Source organism: Chryseobacterium sp. 2P, from assembly GCF_059579425.1.
The window spans coordinates 2591536-2607633 of sequence record NZ_CM184194.1; the positions used below are offsets into that span (position 1 = coordinate 2591536).

Below are 16098 nucleotides of genomic sequence, written 5' to 3' on the forward strand. Positions count from 1 at the left end.
TTTTTAATTGTGGAAGTGATTATTATCTAATTATCTGCTACTTAAAAATATTCATATTCTCATCATAAATCGGACTTTGTACATTTAGAAAATTCAAAACGCTGTGGAAAACATTATGCTGAGACAATGTTTTATTGGGTTTCAATTGTTTTGAACCATCGGAAGACCAAACGATAAATGGAATTTCGTATTGTTCTTTTGGAGCCATACTCAGCGGTAATCCGTGCATATAAAGATTTTTTTCGCCCAAAGATTCACCGTGGTCGGAAACGAAAATCATTGCGCTGTTATAATCTTTCAGTTGTTTCAGATCATCTATGACTTTGGATAAAATATAATCAGTGTAAACAATCGTGTTGTCATAAGCGTTCATCAATTCGGTTTGAGAACATTTTCCCAATTCCACGCTATTACAAACCGGTTTGAATTTTTCAAATTGTAAAGGATATTTCTTACTGTAAGTTGGTCCGTGGCTGGTGCTTGTGTGAAGGACAATCAGTATTTTATTCTTTTTGCTTGCTAAAATCTGCTCGTTCAAATCAGTCAGAAGAACTTCATCATAACTACAGCCTTCGCCTTTACATTTTGGTACTAAAAAAGCTCTGTCCTGATAATTTTTTATGTGAACAGGAGGTTCTCCCCAGTTTGTGGTTCTCCAGATAACTTCAACATTATTTCGGTCTAAATAATTAGGTAAAATCTCATACAAGTCGCCTGTATCTTTATATTCCAAGATACTTTTCACACCTGCAGTTGTATAAGTTGCATTAGAATTCGCATTGAAATGATGGACATTCGGAATTTTCGAAAGCAATGGATTGGTATCTTTTTTATATCCATAAAGAGAAAAGTTCGCCCTTCTAACAGACTCTCCAATTACCAAAACAACAACCGATTTTTTATTGTCTTTTATAGTTGCATTTGGCAGTAAAATTTCCTTTTGATTTTTCTGACTTTTATGAATGTAAAACAGTGAAATATTCACCGAATAAGACCAAGGCATTGCCAATCCGCCTAGTGTTTTTGAGTTTTTATCAATCCAAAGCCAATTGCTTGCATTTAAGAAAACCATCGTCAGCATAAATAAAAGTGTAAGAGAAATTGTGATGAAAAATTTCTTCAGTGGAACATTGGTAACTTTAGCTTTAATAATATAAATGCTTGGAAGAATTCCCAATAAAAGAACATATAATACTAGTTTAAAGGAAAAAAAACTGCTTGATTCAGAATAATTTGTATTCAGAACATTTCCAATCATACTTTCATCAATAATAACGCTATATGTATTGATAAAATATACTGCGATTGAACTAATGATAAAAGTAATAACCAATAAAAATTTTCCTACATAACGTGACAAAAAATAAAACAGATAGAAAGCAAAAGCATTGGCAACTAACATTAAAATTATTAAACTAATGACAAGAAAGAAGCCGTTTAAACTTTTGTAATCAACATTTTTAAAAACAAAACTGAAAAATGGAAAATGAAAAAACAGAAAATTTAGTAAACTTATCAATAAAACAAAGTGAATCAGTTTTATATTATTTTTTAACATATACCGTAACAATTTTATATAATGAAACCACTAAGCTAACGAATGCTAAATAAAAAATAATCAAATTTTCATTAATTATTCTGTTGATTAATGAAATACAGCAACCAGAAAATAACAGAATAAAAATTGGATAATATTTTTTATTCCCAATCCAACTCCAGATTTTATATTTTCGGCATATAAAAATTCCGACAAGTCCGGAAACAAATCCAATAATTCCGCCAATAATAGTATCCAGCGGATAATGTGCTCCTACTCCAACCCTCGTCAAAATAAGAATGAAACCGACAAACAGTATGGCAAAAATCCATAAAATTTTATACATTATTTTCTTGGGAAAAAATGCAAATAATACAATCGTAAGCGATGTAAAAATCGTAATCGAATGTCCCGAAGGAATACTGTTATGACCTGCCAATGTTTTTCCTACAATCACAAAACTGTTGTTATCAAAAGCTCCCGCCGGTCTTGGAACTGCAAATATTTTCTTCAATGAACTTGAAAATAAACAAGATAAAAGTGAAGCAGATAGCAATGCTTCCCACATTTTTGGTGCTGAAATAAATATCAAAGCTAAAAATGATGAGAAAATAAGCGCATCTCCAAACTGAGTAAGATTATATTCCAGATTCGGAAACTGACCTAATCTTGAATTCAAATTATAAAAACATTCCTTCTGAGCCTGAATGTATCCTTTAACAGATAATGCATTTTTGCTATATAGAAATCCAACAATTAAAATCAAAAGAGTTAGTGGCACAAGGAATATAGAAAGTTTCAGTCGTGAATAATTTTTGATGACAATCGTATTCATAATTATTTTTGATTACAGATTTTAAATACTTTTTAGCTTGTAAAAAAATTTCTGTAAAAATGAAATCCGACTTTGTAGAAATTCTGAATTATTTCATTGCCAATTTTAACAAATCATTAACTGTTTATTTCATCTTGATTAAATTTGATTTTACTTAATAGTGTTGGCAATACGATCAATAAAAGTGGTAAAGCCACAATGAATCCACCAATAACCGCAATCGCTAAAGGTTGATGCATTTGCGCTCCTGTTCCGATTCCCAATGCTAAAGGCATTAACGCAATGATAGCTCCTAAAGCAGTCATTAATTTGGGTCGAAGTCTTGTACTGATAGCATAAATTACCGCCTGTTCTTTTGTTTTCGTTGCTAAACTTTCATGAAATTGCAGATAAGTGAAAATGGCATTTTCGCCGATGATTCCGACCATCATAATGAGTCCTGTGTAGCTTCCGACATTCAGGGGTGTATTCGTTAGAAACAATAATAAAATTCCTCCCGAAAGTCCTAAAACAGATACAAATAAAATGATTAAAGCCACCAAAACATTCCGGAATAAAAACAACATCACAGAAAACACCAATAAGCTGGAAACCACCAAAATGATGAGCAATTCTTTAAAAGACTGCTGTTGTTCCGCATAAGCACCGCCATAAACCACAGAATATCCGCTTGGTAGTTTTATTTTCTGATCAATCTGTTTCTGAATTTCCTGAATCGTTCCGCCTAGATTTCCGTTATCCAATCTTGCCGTTACAATTCCTAAAGTCTGTAGATCTTCCCTGTTTACCTCAGCTGTACCGGTAACAACGCTTACTGTCGCAAATTCGCTCAGCGGTTTTAAAGTTCCATTGGGCAGAGCAATCATACTGTTGTTGATATCACTTAAAGACTGGTTGCTTTTTCCGTTGTATAATAATCGTATCGGGGTGTACTGAACCTGATCAAAAATATTTCCTGCAACATTTCCATCCAGATTGGCCTGCAGCTGATTCTGAAAATCTGGTAATGAAATATTATACTGTGCTAAAACAGGCAGTTTCGGAGTGACAACCATTGATGGACCTGCAATTACAATTCCGTCGAAAACATCGGCTGTACCGTTTACTTTTTCTACAATTCCTGCAATCTTTTGAGAATAATCTTCAATCACCTTTTGGTCTGTCCCAAAAACTTTGATTTCAATCGGCTGAACACTGCTCATCAAATCACCTAACATATCTGTAATTACCTGTCCGAAATCTACAGTCAACGGTAAACCTGAAGCATCAATTTTTGCACGTATTTCATCGGTCACTTCATTGGTGGTTTTACTTCTGTTTTTCTTTAATTGAATTAAATAATCTCCCCGATTGGGTTCTGTAATAAAAAATCCCATTTGCGTTCCCGTTCTTCTGCTGTAAGCCTGAACTTCCGGTGTTGAAGTGATAATTTTTTCAACTTCTTTTAATTCTCTGTCGGTTTCTTCCAGTGAAGTTCCCGGGGGTGAATTGTAATCCAAAACAATACTTCCTTCATCCATATCCGGTAAAAATCCTGTACTGATATTAGGAAGAATAACCGCTGTTAAAACAATTAATATTAAAATAAATGCATAACTGAATAATGGTTTCCTGATGAAAAACCCCACCCATTTTCTTTCTTTCACATCGTGATGCTGAAGATTATTTTCTTTTTTCTTGCCTGACGATAAAAGTAAATAAACGATGGGTAATAAGATCCAGGTTGCAAAGAATGAACAGATCAACGTTATAATCATTGTATCTGTCATTACCTTAAAATAAGCTCCTGCAACTCCACTCATCAACATAAATGGCAAGAAAATCACAATTGTACTAAGCGACGAACCAACCATTGCTTTTAATAAATAATTAATTGCTTTTTGCACTAACGTTTTGGAAGATTTTTCAGGATGTTCTTCGTGAGTTCTATGGATTTGTTCCACGACAACAATTGCGTCATCAATGATTAATCCTATCGCAGCTGCAGTGGCTCCCAAAGTCATAATATTGAAGGTCTGTCCCATCGTATAAAGAACCAACATTGTAAGACTTAAGGTGATCGGGATCGTGATCAAAATAACCGCACTCGCTTTCCAGGAACGGAGAAAAATAATGGCAACGATAATCGCCAAAACCAATCCGATCCATAAAGCATCGGTAACACTTTTGATGGAATCATTTACAAAATCCGCCTGAACGTAATACGGTTTTAAAACCAAATCTTTCGGTAAAGTTTTCTGCAATTCAGCAATTTTAGCTTCCATTGCCTTGCTTAAATCCACAACATTGGCATTGGGTTGTTGAATGATAGCAATCAGAATACTTTCCTGTCCGTTGGCATTAACTTTAATATATTGTTTGGCATTATGAACATTGATTTGAGCAATATCACCCAACAAAACAATTCGGTTTCCGTTGTTGCTTACAACCAGATTTTTCAACTGACTTTCATTGCGAATTTGAGCATCAGTAAGTGTTAAATATAAATATCGGAAATCAGAAGAATATCCATTCGATTTAATGAAATTTGTATTGTTAATCGCCTGTTCCACAGAAGAGGGGGCAATTCCCAATCTCGCCATCATTGCCTGATTCATCACAACACGAAATTCCTTGTCCTGTCCGCCAATAATTCTGACTTCACTTACTCCTGGAACTTGCGAAAGAAAAGGCTTGATGGTATAAAGTGCCAATTGTTTTAATTCAATAGGATCTTTTGAACTGGAATTCAACGTGTATCCCATTACCGGTAGAATCGACGGATTCATTTTCTCAACAGAGATATTAACGTCAGGCGGTAATTGATTTCTAACCTGATTAATACTGCTTTCTATCTGCTGTTTGGATAAATCAACATCTACCTTCCAATCCATAAAAGCGGAAATTTCGCAGCTCCCACGGCTCGTTGTACTTTTCAAAACCTGCAAATCCGGTACTCTTTTCACCGCATCTTCCAAAACTTTGGTCACTCCGATTGTCATTTGGTTTACAGGTTGTTGACCTGCATCTGCAATGATTTTTATTTTCGGAAACGTAATCTGAGGAAACAAAGCCGACTGAATCTTAGTATAAGAGTAAATTCCACCTGCCAAAATCAGGAAAATCAATACCAGTAAAGGACTTTTATAAGTTACAAAAAAGGACTTTTTCATAATGTTACGGTTTTTGAATTTTCACTGTGGCAGTATCACTCAATCCAAAATTTCCGGAAACAATGACTCTGTCTTTCGTCGTCAATTTCCCTGATTTTATCTGAATATACTTATCGGTTTCAACCCCTTTTGTGATATCTGTTTTAACGGCTGTTGTATCATTAATCATTTTCATTACCCAAAAAGAAGATTGTGTTTCATCACTTATAATCGCCATTTTAGGAACAGAAAGTCCGTAAGCAGAAGTTTTAGAGAAGCTAATCGTACCAATCAAATTTTCAGGAATATGATTATTTGAAACTTTCAAAAGTACTTTTACGGTTTGAGAAACCGCATCTACAGAAGGCATCACTTTCGCGATTCGTCCCTGCAAAATCGTATTATCAGGCAAAGTGATTGGTAAAGAACCTTTGCTTTTTATAATTTGAAGATATTCATACGGCACATCGACCACAAAACCGAAACTGCTCGCATCGGTAATGGTTGCCAAAACTTCTCCGTCCTGTACATAATCCCCTATTTGATGATTGAGCGCAGCAATATAGCCCGTTGCGGGACTTGTTACAGTTGTTGTTCCATTGAAACGAAAAGATTTATCCAGTTTATTAATGGTATTTCCTAATGCTCTCGCCTCCTTCGTCTGCAATCCAAAAAGGACACTTCCTTTTCCGACACGGTCAGCCAATTTGATGGTCATTTTTGTAATGTAACCTGTGGAATTGGCTTTGACATCAGATTTAAGTAAATAGTTTGCCGTTGCATTCAGCGTAATTGTATTATTCAGTTGAGCTGTATCAGATGGATATGCAACGCTAACCAACGTTTTAGGTTTTGCATCTGCTGCAGTTGTATCAGCAGGAACAATTTCGCTTGTTTTATTACAACTGAAAACAAAGACAGATACTATGATAAGAGTGATTATATTTTTCATAATTATTGAATAATTAGATATTGTAACTGGTTTTTCAGATTGAATATTGTCGTGTTATACTGGATGATATTTCCTTTGAGACTTAATAAGTTATTGATTGATAAGATAAAATCAACCATTCTCACATCGCCTGTCGGAAGCTGTTTGGCATTGGCTTCTACTAACGTTTTAGAATAAGTAATCTGCTGATTGGCTGTGTTTATTAATTTATTATACTGCTCTAGTTGACTGTTAATCTGAAGAATCTGCTGTTGATATTGTCTTTGGGTTTGCTCAAGATATTTTTGACGGGTTTGCAATGACAATTGATTTTGCTGCAACAACATTTTTTTCTGATGACCATCATAAATCGGAATCGTGACACCAACTCCGACACTCATTCCGAAGTTTTTATATGGTGTACTTGTAAATGAAGACTGATAACCACCATCTGAAAAAGCTGTAATCTTCGGTTTGTAATTGTACTGAATTATTTTAGCATCATTCGAAAGTTTCAAACTATCAGCTTTAAAAGCATTTTCATAAATACTTTTGTCAAAAGAAGTTGGATTGAGCGCTTCTTTAAATTGAGGAGCTTCAACAGGTTCGAAAGTATCATCAACAATACCCGACAAATATTTTAATAAAGAATAATTGTGCTGCCAATCGGCTTTTTGCTGTTCGAGAGTTAATTCATTTTGCTGAAGTGTTACTTTAAAAGTCAGATAATCTGTTTGCTTAAAAACCGAAGATTGAGTCAGTTTTTTCAAAACAACATCTTCCTGATTCAGCAAATGAATAATTTCTTTGCTTAAATCATATTGTTGCTGACTTGCATATGTTGCAATATACTGGTCGGTAATTTGTTTTCTAAGTGTCTGAAGGCTTATATTTTTTTGTGCTAACACCTGAGAAATACTTACATTAATTCCTGCCAATCGGGTGTTCAGATTATTTCGACTGATAAATTCTTTCGCAACACGAACGCCTGCAAAAAGAGATTGCCCGTTTGTGAGAGCACTGTCATATCCCCAACCTTTTATATTTGGTGAATATCCTGCTGTTCCTTCTCCTGTAAGAATAAAACCGTACGTTGCTTTTAATTTTAAACTGTCAATTCTATTGGAAATGATCTGATTGTTATAATCATTTAAAACAGGACTATTGGTCTCCGCTGTTGCAAGAAAATAATTCAGTGTATTTATTGACTGTGCATCAAGTTTTAAACAGCTCATTAAAACCATCAAAATCAAAAAAGTCCGAGCGAAATATGTTTGTAAAGTATTCATATTCTACCAATTATTGGGTAAAGATGAAACCCGATTCTGTAGAAATTCTGAATAAAAAAAGATTGATAAAAAATCAATCTTTCTTTTACTTTTTATTATTTGATCATTTAGCTGTTTATAGGGGCAGACTTCGTTTTTTTAAGTATTGTTTTAAATAAAATCCATACAATGTATCCTGAAGAAATTCCAACACCAGCTCCTCCGACAACATCAGAAGGATAATGTACCCCATTGTATATTCGGCTGTAAGAAACCAGCAATGCGCAAAACAAAAGAATTACCTTAAGCCAACCGTATTTTTTGGGAAGTAAAAAATACAAAAATGTGATCAATGCAAAGGCATTCGCACTGTGCGAAGAAACAAAACCATACATTCCGCCAGGACCTGCTTTACTTAAATGAATTAGCGGAATCAAATCTGGTTCGTGAGAAGGTCTTAGCCTTTTAAAAGCCTTCTTGATAATTCCCGATGCTATCTGATCAGACATTGTTATTGTAAGCGCAATAGCTAGCAGAATGTAAATACTGAATTTTCTGTACACCTTTATTATAAAAAATAATAAGACAGCATAAAAAGGAATCCAAAATAACTTATCACTTGCCCAATACATAATGACATCAAAAAAAGCATTATGTGCATTATTTATGGCAAAAAAAAGTTCCAGATCAAATTGTTTGATAGATCCCAAAATTGTGTTCATCTTATTAAATAACTGTATTATAAATTACAAATAATTAATTGGTTTTAATTCTTATCTACTTTCATGTTTCCATTCTTAAATCTTTCGCTTGCCGTTTGATAATAGGATATTGTTTCGGAAACCTTAGAATTATTCTTTAATTTGACTTCAGACAAAGATTTATCTTCTCCTGAAACTGTAAACTGTTTTACTCTTTTGCGGTCATCGATCTGAGTAAAAACATTGCCTTTTAGCATTCCTAAAGTTCTGTAATTTCCGATAAAAGCTCTTTCGTCTCCAGCTTTAGTTTGATTAATGTCTTTTCCGTACAAGCTTGTGTTGTAATTCCAACCTAAATAACCAAATAATGTTGGCATAATATCAATCTGAGATGTCAGTCTTTCAATCTTTTGAGTAGGCTGATTTAAGTTGTAAATAATTGCCGGAATGTGGTGTTTTGCAATATTAATTTCCCATTTCCCTGCACTGCTTGCACAATGGTCTGCAACAATTACGAACACCGTATTTTTGAACCAAGGTTTCAATTTTGCATCATTAATAAACTTTCCTAAGGCATAATCTGTATATTTTACCGCACCGTTTCTTTCGCCTTGCGGAAGGTCAATTTTTCCTGCAGGAAAAGTGTATGGTTTATGATTGGAAGTCGTCATGACAAATTGGAAAAACGGTTTGTGTTCTGCTGTACTTTTATCAGCATATTTTATCGATTGTCGGTACAAATCTTCATCGCAAATTCCCCAAGCATTTTCAAAACTCACTTCTTTATCTTCTATCTTGAATCTTTGGGTTTTAATGTTATCAGACAATGGATTTCCTCTGTCTCTATCAACAATATCGAATCCTTGTCCGCCAAAGAAATTATTCATATTATCAAAATATCCGTCTCCGCCATAAATAAAGTAAGACTGATAATTTTTAGATTTTACAATGGAAGCAACTGAAAATAAATTGTCATTATTAGGTCTTCTCACAATACTGTTTCCAGGAGTTGGCGGCACTGATAATGTTAATGCTTCCATTCCACGTACGGTTCTTGTTCCAGTTGCGTAAAGATTCGTAAAAAAGATACTTTCGTTCGCCAGTTTTTCATAATTCGGGGTCAGATTATCTTTATTTCCGAATGCGCTCAAAAAATCGGCACTGAAGCTTTCGATTGCAATTAAAATAATATTCGGACTTTGTTCCTTACTACCTTTTGTTGCTCGGGAAATATCATCAAATTTTGTTGAAGTATAACTTTGATTTTCCTGCAAAAGACTTTTCTTCACAACAGAGTACGATTCTTTGTTCGAAAGTTTCGGGTAAAAAATTTCATAATCCAATTCATTTGATTGATATGCTGAAACGAATGAAAATGCTCCATTTTTTCCAAGTTCATTCACAACTAAATTATTGCTGAAATCTGCCTGTTTATTTTTCATTATAAATCCTAATCCAGTTGAAATGATGACAAAAGGAAGTATGTACTTACTACGACTTGAAACAGAAATTTTATCTGAAAAAGTATTTTTGAAAACGTTTAATTTTTTAAAAATAAAAATCGTTGAGACAATTAATCCTACTAATACCAATGCAATAACCGGCAATGGATAAGACTGATTAATGTTCTCCACCACTTCATACGTGTAAATCAGGTAATCAACTGCAATGAAATTGAATCTTACACCAAACTCATCCCAAAAAGGAATTTCTGCCAAAAGACTAAAATAAATGATGATAAAAATTAAAGTCAGATAAAAATAAGTAAAAGATTTATCGAAAACAGATCCTATCCATCGCTTTGGAAAAATAAAAAGATAAACTGAATACAAAACGAGGAATAAAGTCCCAATCGTAATATCAAACAGAAATCCTGTGAAAAATGCCCTTAAAAGATATAAAAAATTAAAATCTATATCCTTTGCAGACCAAATTAGAAGAATTATTCTGATCAGAAATGATAGTAAAAGATATAAACTTAATGTACTGAAAAGTACTGAAAACCGTCCTGAGAATAGCTTTTTTACTAAATTAGATATTTTTAGAGCTGTCATAAGTTAAATTATAGACAGCAATATTAGAGTCCAATTTTGAAGAAATTTTGAATTTTCTAAATTGAACTCTAACTTTTTGAAAATTAAGAATGTATTTTATACTAGAAATTCTGACCGATTCCGAAGAAAAATAATCCGTCTTCCTTCGATTTACCGTAATCAAAATACAAAATGGTTGATTGATTCCAGCCAATTCGAAGTCCCGCTCCATACGAGTATTTAATTTTTTGAAAATTAAGGTCTTGCCAACGGTCACGTACTGTTCCCATATCAAAGAAAGGTGCGACTGTAAATGATAAATGCTGTTTCCATAAATTGGTTTCAGCAACTCTTGCTCTTAATTCAAAATTGGCGAACCACATTGATCTTGCAAGAAAACGGTTTGCTCTGTATCCTCTTAGAGAAGCTTTTCCTCCCATTGCGTTGATACTACCTTCTGGACTCCATTGATCCTGATATTCGAAAAATGGTGCGTTTTTACCAAAAACATTTCCAACTCCCACACGACCTGCCAAAACAGTTCGTGGACCAAATGGTAATTTTTGATAATAACGTCCTTGAATCAATAATTTATCAAAATTAAATTGTGAACCTATCGCCTTACCTGAATATTCATTAGCTATTTCAAAATAAGCACCTCTTGAAGGATCCGGCTCAAAATCTCTTGTATCATAAATTAGAGCACTTTGGATAATTGAAACCCATCCACCATCAACTCCTGAAATATTTCCCTGTTCAAAATCACGCCTTAAAAGTGATGTTCCGTTAGGAGCTTTTATTTCTCCACCAGTTACTGGGTCGATTGCCTCTGCTTCTGTTCCTTCAAAAGTGGCATAATTTAAATGCTGAATTTCATAGCCTCCCATTAATCTCCATTTTCCGTTTCCTAAAGCATAATCAGCCTTTAGATTAAGCATAAATTCAGTTTCACGAAAACGGTTTGAAAGAGCGTCTGTGACATACTGTGCTTCCCCTGCAGTTCCGGGACGTAACGTTTTTCTGGCTTTGTCAAAATCCTTATACGTTGAAAAAGTTACATTTTCATTGGATGGAAGGCTAATATTGCCCAATGTCTTCTCAGTAAGTCCGAAATAAAGATTTGCAGGATTTTGCTGAGCTTTAAAGTCTACCTTAAAACGCCAACGAGTTCCTTTATAGTAAGGTACATCAAGTGATAATGCCAATTCTCTCGCATTCGAGGTGTAATAGGCAGCATTGGCTTTAAGCTTCATCAGATAAGGTGTGTAAGCAAATAATTCATTATCCCGCTTACCATTCCAAATAAAATTGCTCCGTACTCCAAAACCAAATCCGGTTACCGGATCTGAAGAAATATCCGGAATTCCCGTTACAAAAGTTCCTTCCTTTTTCTTCGCCAAATCTGCGTCGCTCATACGTTTTGACTTCACATAAGACATCGTATCGTTCTTCGTCGACGAAACTTCCTGCGCTTCGGCCGCAACCGAGGTGACAAAAGTTGCCGCAATTGAAATAAATTTTCTCATATTATAAAGTTTAAAATTGTAAAAATCAAGACACCAACGATATACTTTGATTAGGCATCGTATTATGATTACAAAGAAACTTTAGAATTTAGAAGAAATTTAGAACTTTATAATTTGACAGAAAAAGTATGATGATTATTTTCAAAAGTATAGGCGATTTCCCAATTCTGAAATCGACATATCTCACGGATAATTGCAAGTCCAAGTCCACTGCCGTTACTATCATTAGAAAATCTTGAAAAGCGTTTAAATATTAAATTAGGGTTTAATCCTTCGGATCCGGAATTCGATATGCTGAAATATTCTTTTGATAGATCTATTTTAATATTTCCTCCGATATCAGTATGTCTGATCGCATTAATCACAAGATTATTAATCAATACATCGGTTAAAGATATATTACCACGAGATTTTACATTTTCCTGAATATTAGTAGAAAGGTTTATATTTTTTTGATAAATGTGTTCTTCAAGATTATTGATACTCTGATTTACTTGTTCATCAATATTAATTTCGACAATATCAAACTGACTATTTTCGATTTTAGCCAACAATAAAAGATTTTTATTTATTCTTGAGCTTCTGGTTAAGGCCATATTTATTTCCTCAACAATCTCATAATGTTGATCCGTTAAATCTTTGCTTTGCAATAATACATCTAACTTGTTTTTTATGATGGCTAATGGCGTCTGTAACTCGTGAGATGCATTCTCTGTAAATTCTTTCTGGCCTTTAAATACAGAAACACTATGATCAATCAACCTGCCTAATGACTCATTGAGCTCTTCAAACTCTTTTGTATCTGTTTTTATAAAATTGATCTTGTTTTGATTATTAAGATTGAATTTTTTTAACTGATTAAGAGTATCATTAAAAGGTGCCCAAATAACTTTGGAAAGCCTTCTGTTCAGAATAACAAGACCAATAACAATTAGAGTAAAGAAAAAGAATGTAATAAAGCTTATGATCATTATGGTGCTTTCCGTTTCTTCAATATTCGTCTCAATGGTAAAAAGATAAGGTGAATTTCTTATGAAAACAACTTTTCTCAAAGACCTGTAGCGTTCTATCGTAGGGTCCGCAGAAAACGGTTTATATTTTTCTTCTGTGAAAATTGAATCTTTTGGAAGTTTATGAGAAGTAATTTTTTCAATATTGGTACCTGGCTGAATCTGGTTCCACAGTGCAATATTATTTTGTAAATCTTCAGCAGAAATATTTAATCGATTAAGTTCATGTGCTGTTTTTTCAGCAACGATTTCATTATGCTCATCCAACTCATCCTGCCATATTACATCAATTACATAATAATAAACAGGAATACTGATCGTAAGAACAATCAATAAAAATAGAACGAATGGTTTGGTCGTTTTACTTAAAAGAGGTTTCATTGTAAATGTTTTTTTAGCTTTCCCATTTATAGCCTGTTCCATAGACCGTTTTCAAATAATGGTCACAACCAGCATCGTAAAGTTTCTTTTTAAGATTTTTCACGTGGGCATAAACAAAATCGTGATTATCCAGCATATCAGCAAAATCACCGGACAAATGTTCTGCTAATGTACTTTTAGAGATTACCTTATTTTTATTCCCGATAAAATAAATCAAGAGATCAAATTCTTTTTTAGTTAACATAATTGGCTGATCATTTATAGTAACAGTCTTTGACAGCAAATCAATTTGTAATTCGTTATTATTTATGGTATTGGAATTATCAAATTGCTTCCTTCGAATAATTGAAAAAACTCTTGCCATCAATTCAGAAAGATGGAATGGTTTCGTTAGATAATCATCAGCACCTAATTGCAGACCATTCACACGGTCATCAACGGCATTTTTTGCCGATACGATTATCACCCCCTCTTGTTTATGCTGCCTTTTCAGTTCTTCCAGAATATGAAGGCCATTTCCGTCAGGAAGCATGATATCCAAAATGATGCAATCATACTGATACGTATTGATTTTTTCTAATGCCTGAACATATGTCGTTGCAAATTCACATAAATAGTTTTCTTCCGAAAGATATTCAGCAATACTTTTTGACAAATCAATCTCGTCTTCTATTATTAGGATTTTCATTTTGCAAAATTACTATTGAATTCTGAATAAATTTTGAATTTAAAATTATGAAATTTGTATCATTACATTGTAAGAAAATTGTGGTTACTTATGAAAAATGAACTTTGTAATTCTTGTTTAATTTGGCTTAATCGAACCAAATCATCAATAAAAGTGTTTGAAGATACGCTCGTCGAGGCACAAACAGCCAAATGGCGCCTACTAAAGACAGTTGGCGCCATTTTATGGTCTTTGTTAAGTTATTTTAATAATCGTTTTTTGAGATTGCAAATGCAGTATTATTTATCTTTTAATTTTGAAAAATAATGGTTTGCTATATTAACACTTCCAGAGATTACTAGACCTCTTATAAATGACCAGAGCAATATTTCGTTTAATTTACTTGTCGAGTAACTAGTATCATCATAGAAGTTAATTTCCATTAGAAATATAATTACCGTCATTGTAAACGCACCTAATAAAATTTTTTCTATTCTTCGTGAGTCCATATTATAAGTTTATTTGCTATTTATGAGCTAATATATGGTTTTTTGAGAAAGAAAGATCCCGCTGTATTGGCGGGATCCTTTGGTTTGGGATATAATTTTTTTTCCTTTTTTCTCTTCAAATGTAGAGTGTTTTTCTAAAATGTCATTCAGTATAAATACGGAATTTGATCGTTTTTTGAGATTTATTAGATATTATAATTAGCTTAATTGGTACAATATTAAATTCTAATTGATTTCGTCTTCCTTGCCTTGCATAGCACTATTTAGAATCTGCTCAGCTTCTGCGTAAAATGTATTAATCGATATTTCAAACCCATTTTGCATGAAAAAAGTCACCTGCCCATCATTATTGTGACTTAAAAAAGCAATATTGCATGCATTGATTAAAACGGGCTTACCTAAGACTTTTGCTCCTTCAAGAGAATTAGGTCTTTTAATACCTAAAATTACTTTTTGGCTGATATAAATTAAACTGTTACTATTGCATTTTAATCTCATAATACAAATTTACTGTTTTTAATATTCATACCTAATTGAATGGGTTTAATTCTACCTGATAGGAAAGTATTGTATGATTTTGCTGAGATTCTCAATAGTTAATTAACATTTCCAGAAACATTCGTATCGTTTATTTAGATTAAATTATAATCAAAAGCCAAAGTCCCATCCCCAGCTTATTGACCTATTTATTCCCCAGGTTCCAACTTCTACTCCTTTTTCACAATTTAGAAAAAAAGTTAGGAATATTATAACTATCAATGCTACTATGAAAATAGCAAGCTTCTTTTTATTCATAATCTATTAGCTTTATCGGTTCTTAAAATGTTTAGTTATATAATCATTATAACTAATATATTTAAGTAATAAATTAACAACTTGCTGCTGTAAAGCACACCAAACATTCAGCAAACACTTTAATGTAAATTAAAAGTATTTACTACTTTTAAATGAAAATCAGTTGTATATTCAGAAATAAGTCTAAGATATCCCTGCGAAGCCTTTATTTATTTTCTTTTTTTAAACTTTTAGCTTCCGTTACTAAATTATTGAATTTTTCTCTGTATTCCGGAACCTGCAGATATGCTTGAAGCAATTCATATAAATTTACATCTGCATTTGAGCCATCATAAAGATTTAGAGTGTCAACAAATACCATAACAGCACCATTTATATCATTTGTATCAATTTCATGTAGTTTTGAGTGTGTTATTGAGTCTTTCTGTCTTCTAAATCTGGGCTTTCCCTCACTTTGATATTGGCTATAGTTTGAAAGAAATTCAACTAAAGATTCATGTCTTATTTGCTTTTCGGTTTTCTCCATAATTATTGTTTATTGTATCTATGTTTAACAATTTTTGTATAATCTTTAGTGTATTTCATCGTTAACGGTTTAAATATACAAAACTTTGAAAGTTTACAGTCATAGGAGTGTTAATAAAGCAAATAGAAATTAATTATTTTAGTTATAATAATTAAATAACTAATATATTTATTTTTTGAGATAAAAAAAAGAGAGTGCTCACCTCATTGCTTTTTCTATTTTCGAAATGTTAAATTTTGAAATTAATA

At 33.0% G+C, this 16098-nt stretch carries 12 protein-coding genes; all 12 read right to left on the bottom strand.

Annotation, left to right across the window (positions count from 1 at the left end):
- Positions 1-37: 37 nt before the first annotated feature.
- Positions 38-1558 carry a phosphoethanolamine--lipid A transferase EptA gene (eptA, locus tag AC52CF_RS11810; RefSeq protein WP_496517116.1) on the bottom strand — a complete coding sequence of 507 codons (1521 nt, stop codon included), beginning with the start codon at positions 1556-1558 and terminating at the stop codon, positions 38-40.
- Positions 1545-2372 (bottom strand): phosphatase PAP2 family protein, encoded by an 828-nt coding sequence (locus AC52CF_RS11815; protein WP_496517117.1) that lies wholly within the window; start codon positions 2370-2372, stop codon positions 1545-1547. Before AC52CF_RS11815 ends, eptA begins: the two co-directional genes overlap by 14 nt.
- Before the next feature lie 116 nt (positions 2373-2488).
- Positions 2489-5524, bottom strand: coding sequence for an efflux RND transporter permease subunit (locus AC52CF_RS11820; RefSeq protein ID WP_496517118.1), 3036 nt, complete (start codon positions 5522-5524; stop codon positions 2489-2491).
- Between the two features lie 4 nt (positions 5525-5528).
- Entirely contained in the window at positions 5529-6455 is a 927-nt protein-coding gene (locus AC52CF_RS11825; protein ID WP_496517119.1) for an efflux RND transporter periplasmic adaptor subunit, read from the bottom strand.
- Positions 6456-6457: 2 nt separating this feature from the next.
- On the bottom strand, positions 6458-7669 hold the full coding sequence (locus AC52CF_RS11830; RefSeq protein WP_496517120.1) for a TolC family protein: 1212 nt from the start codon (positions 7667-7669) through the stop codon (positions 6458-6460).
- 161 nt (positions 7670-7830) lie between these two features.
- Positions 7831-8424, bottom strand: coding sequence for a phosphatase PAP2 family protein (locus AC52CF_RS11835; RefSeq protein WP_496517121.1), 594 nt, complete (start codon positions 8422-8424; stop codon positions 7831-7833).
- A gap of 44 nt (positions 8425-8468) precedes the next feature.
- Positions 8469-10121 (bottom strand): LTA synthase family protein, encoded by a 1653-nt coding sequence (locus AC52CF_RS11840; RefSeq protein ID WP_496517122.1) that lies wholly within the window; start codon positions 10119-10121, stop codon positions 8469-8471.
- Positions 10122-10558: 437 nt separating this feature from the next.
- Positions 10559-11962: an Omp85 family outer membrane protein gene (gene omp85 / locus AC52CF_RS11845; RefSeq protein WP_496517123.1), complete on the bottom strand. Its 1404-nt coding sequence runs from the start codon at positions 11960-11962 to the stop codon at positions 10559-10561.
- 107 nt (positions 11963-12069) lie between these two features.
- Positions 12070-13395 carry a sensor histidine kinase gene (locus AC52CF_RS11850; protein ID WP_496517124.1) on the bottom strand — a complete coding sequence of 442 codons (1326 nt, stop codon included), beginning with the start codon at positions 13393-13395 and terminating at the stop codon, positions 12070-12072.
- Positions 13367-14041 (bottom strand): response regulator transcription factor, encoded by a 675-nt coding sequence (locus AC52CF_RS11855; protein WP_496517125.1) that lies wholly within the window; start codon positions 14039-14041, stop codon positions 13367-13369. The genes AC52CF_RS11850 and AC52CF_RS11855 overlap by 29 nt, the downstream gene beginning before the upstream one ends.
- 713 nt (positions 14042-14754) lie before the next feature.
- Positions 14755-15027: a hypothetical protein gene (locus tag AC52CF_RS11860; protein ID WP_496517126.1), complete on the bottom strand. Its 273-nt coding sequence runs from the start codon at positions 15025-15027 to the stop codon at positions 14755-14757.
- 502 nt (positions 15028-15529) lie between these two features.
- Positions 15530-15850: a hypothetical protein gene (locus tag AC52CF_RS11865; RefSeq protein ID WP_496517127.1), complete on the bottom strand. Its 321-nt coding sequence runs from the start codon at positions 15848-15850 to the stop codon at positions 15530-15532.
- Positions 15851-16098 lie beyond the last annotated feature (248 nt).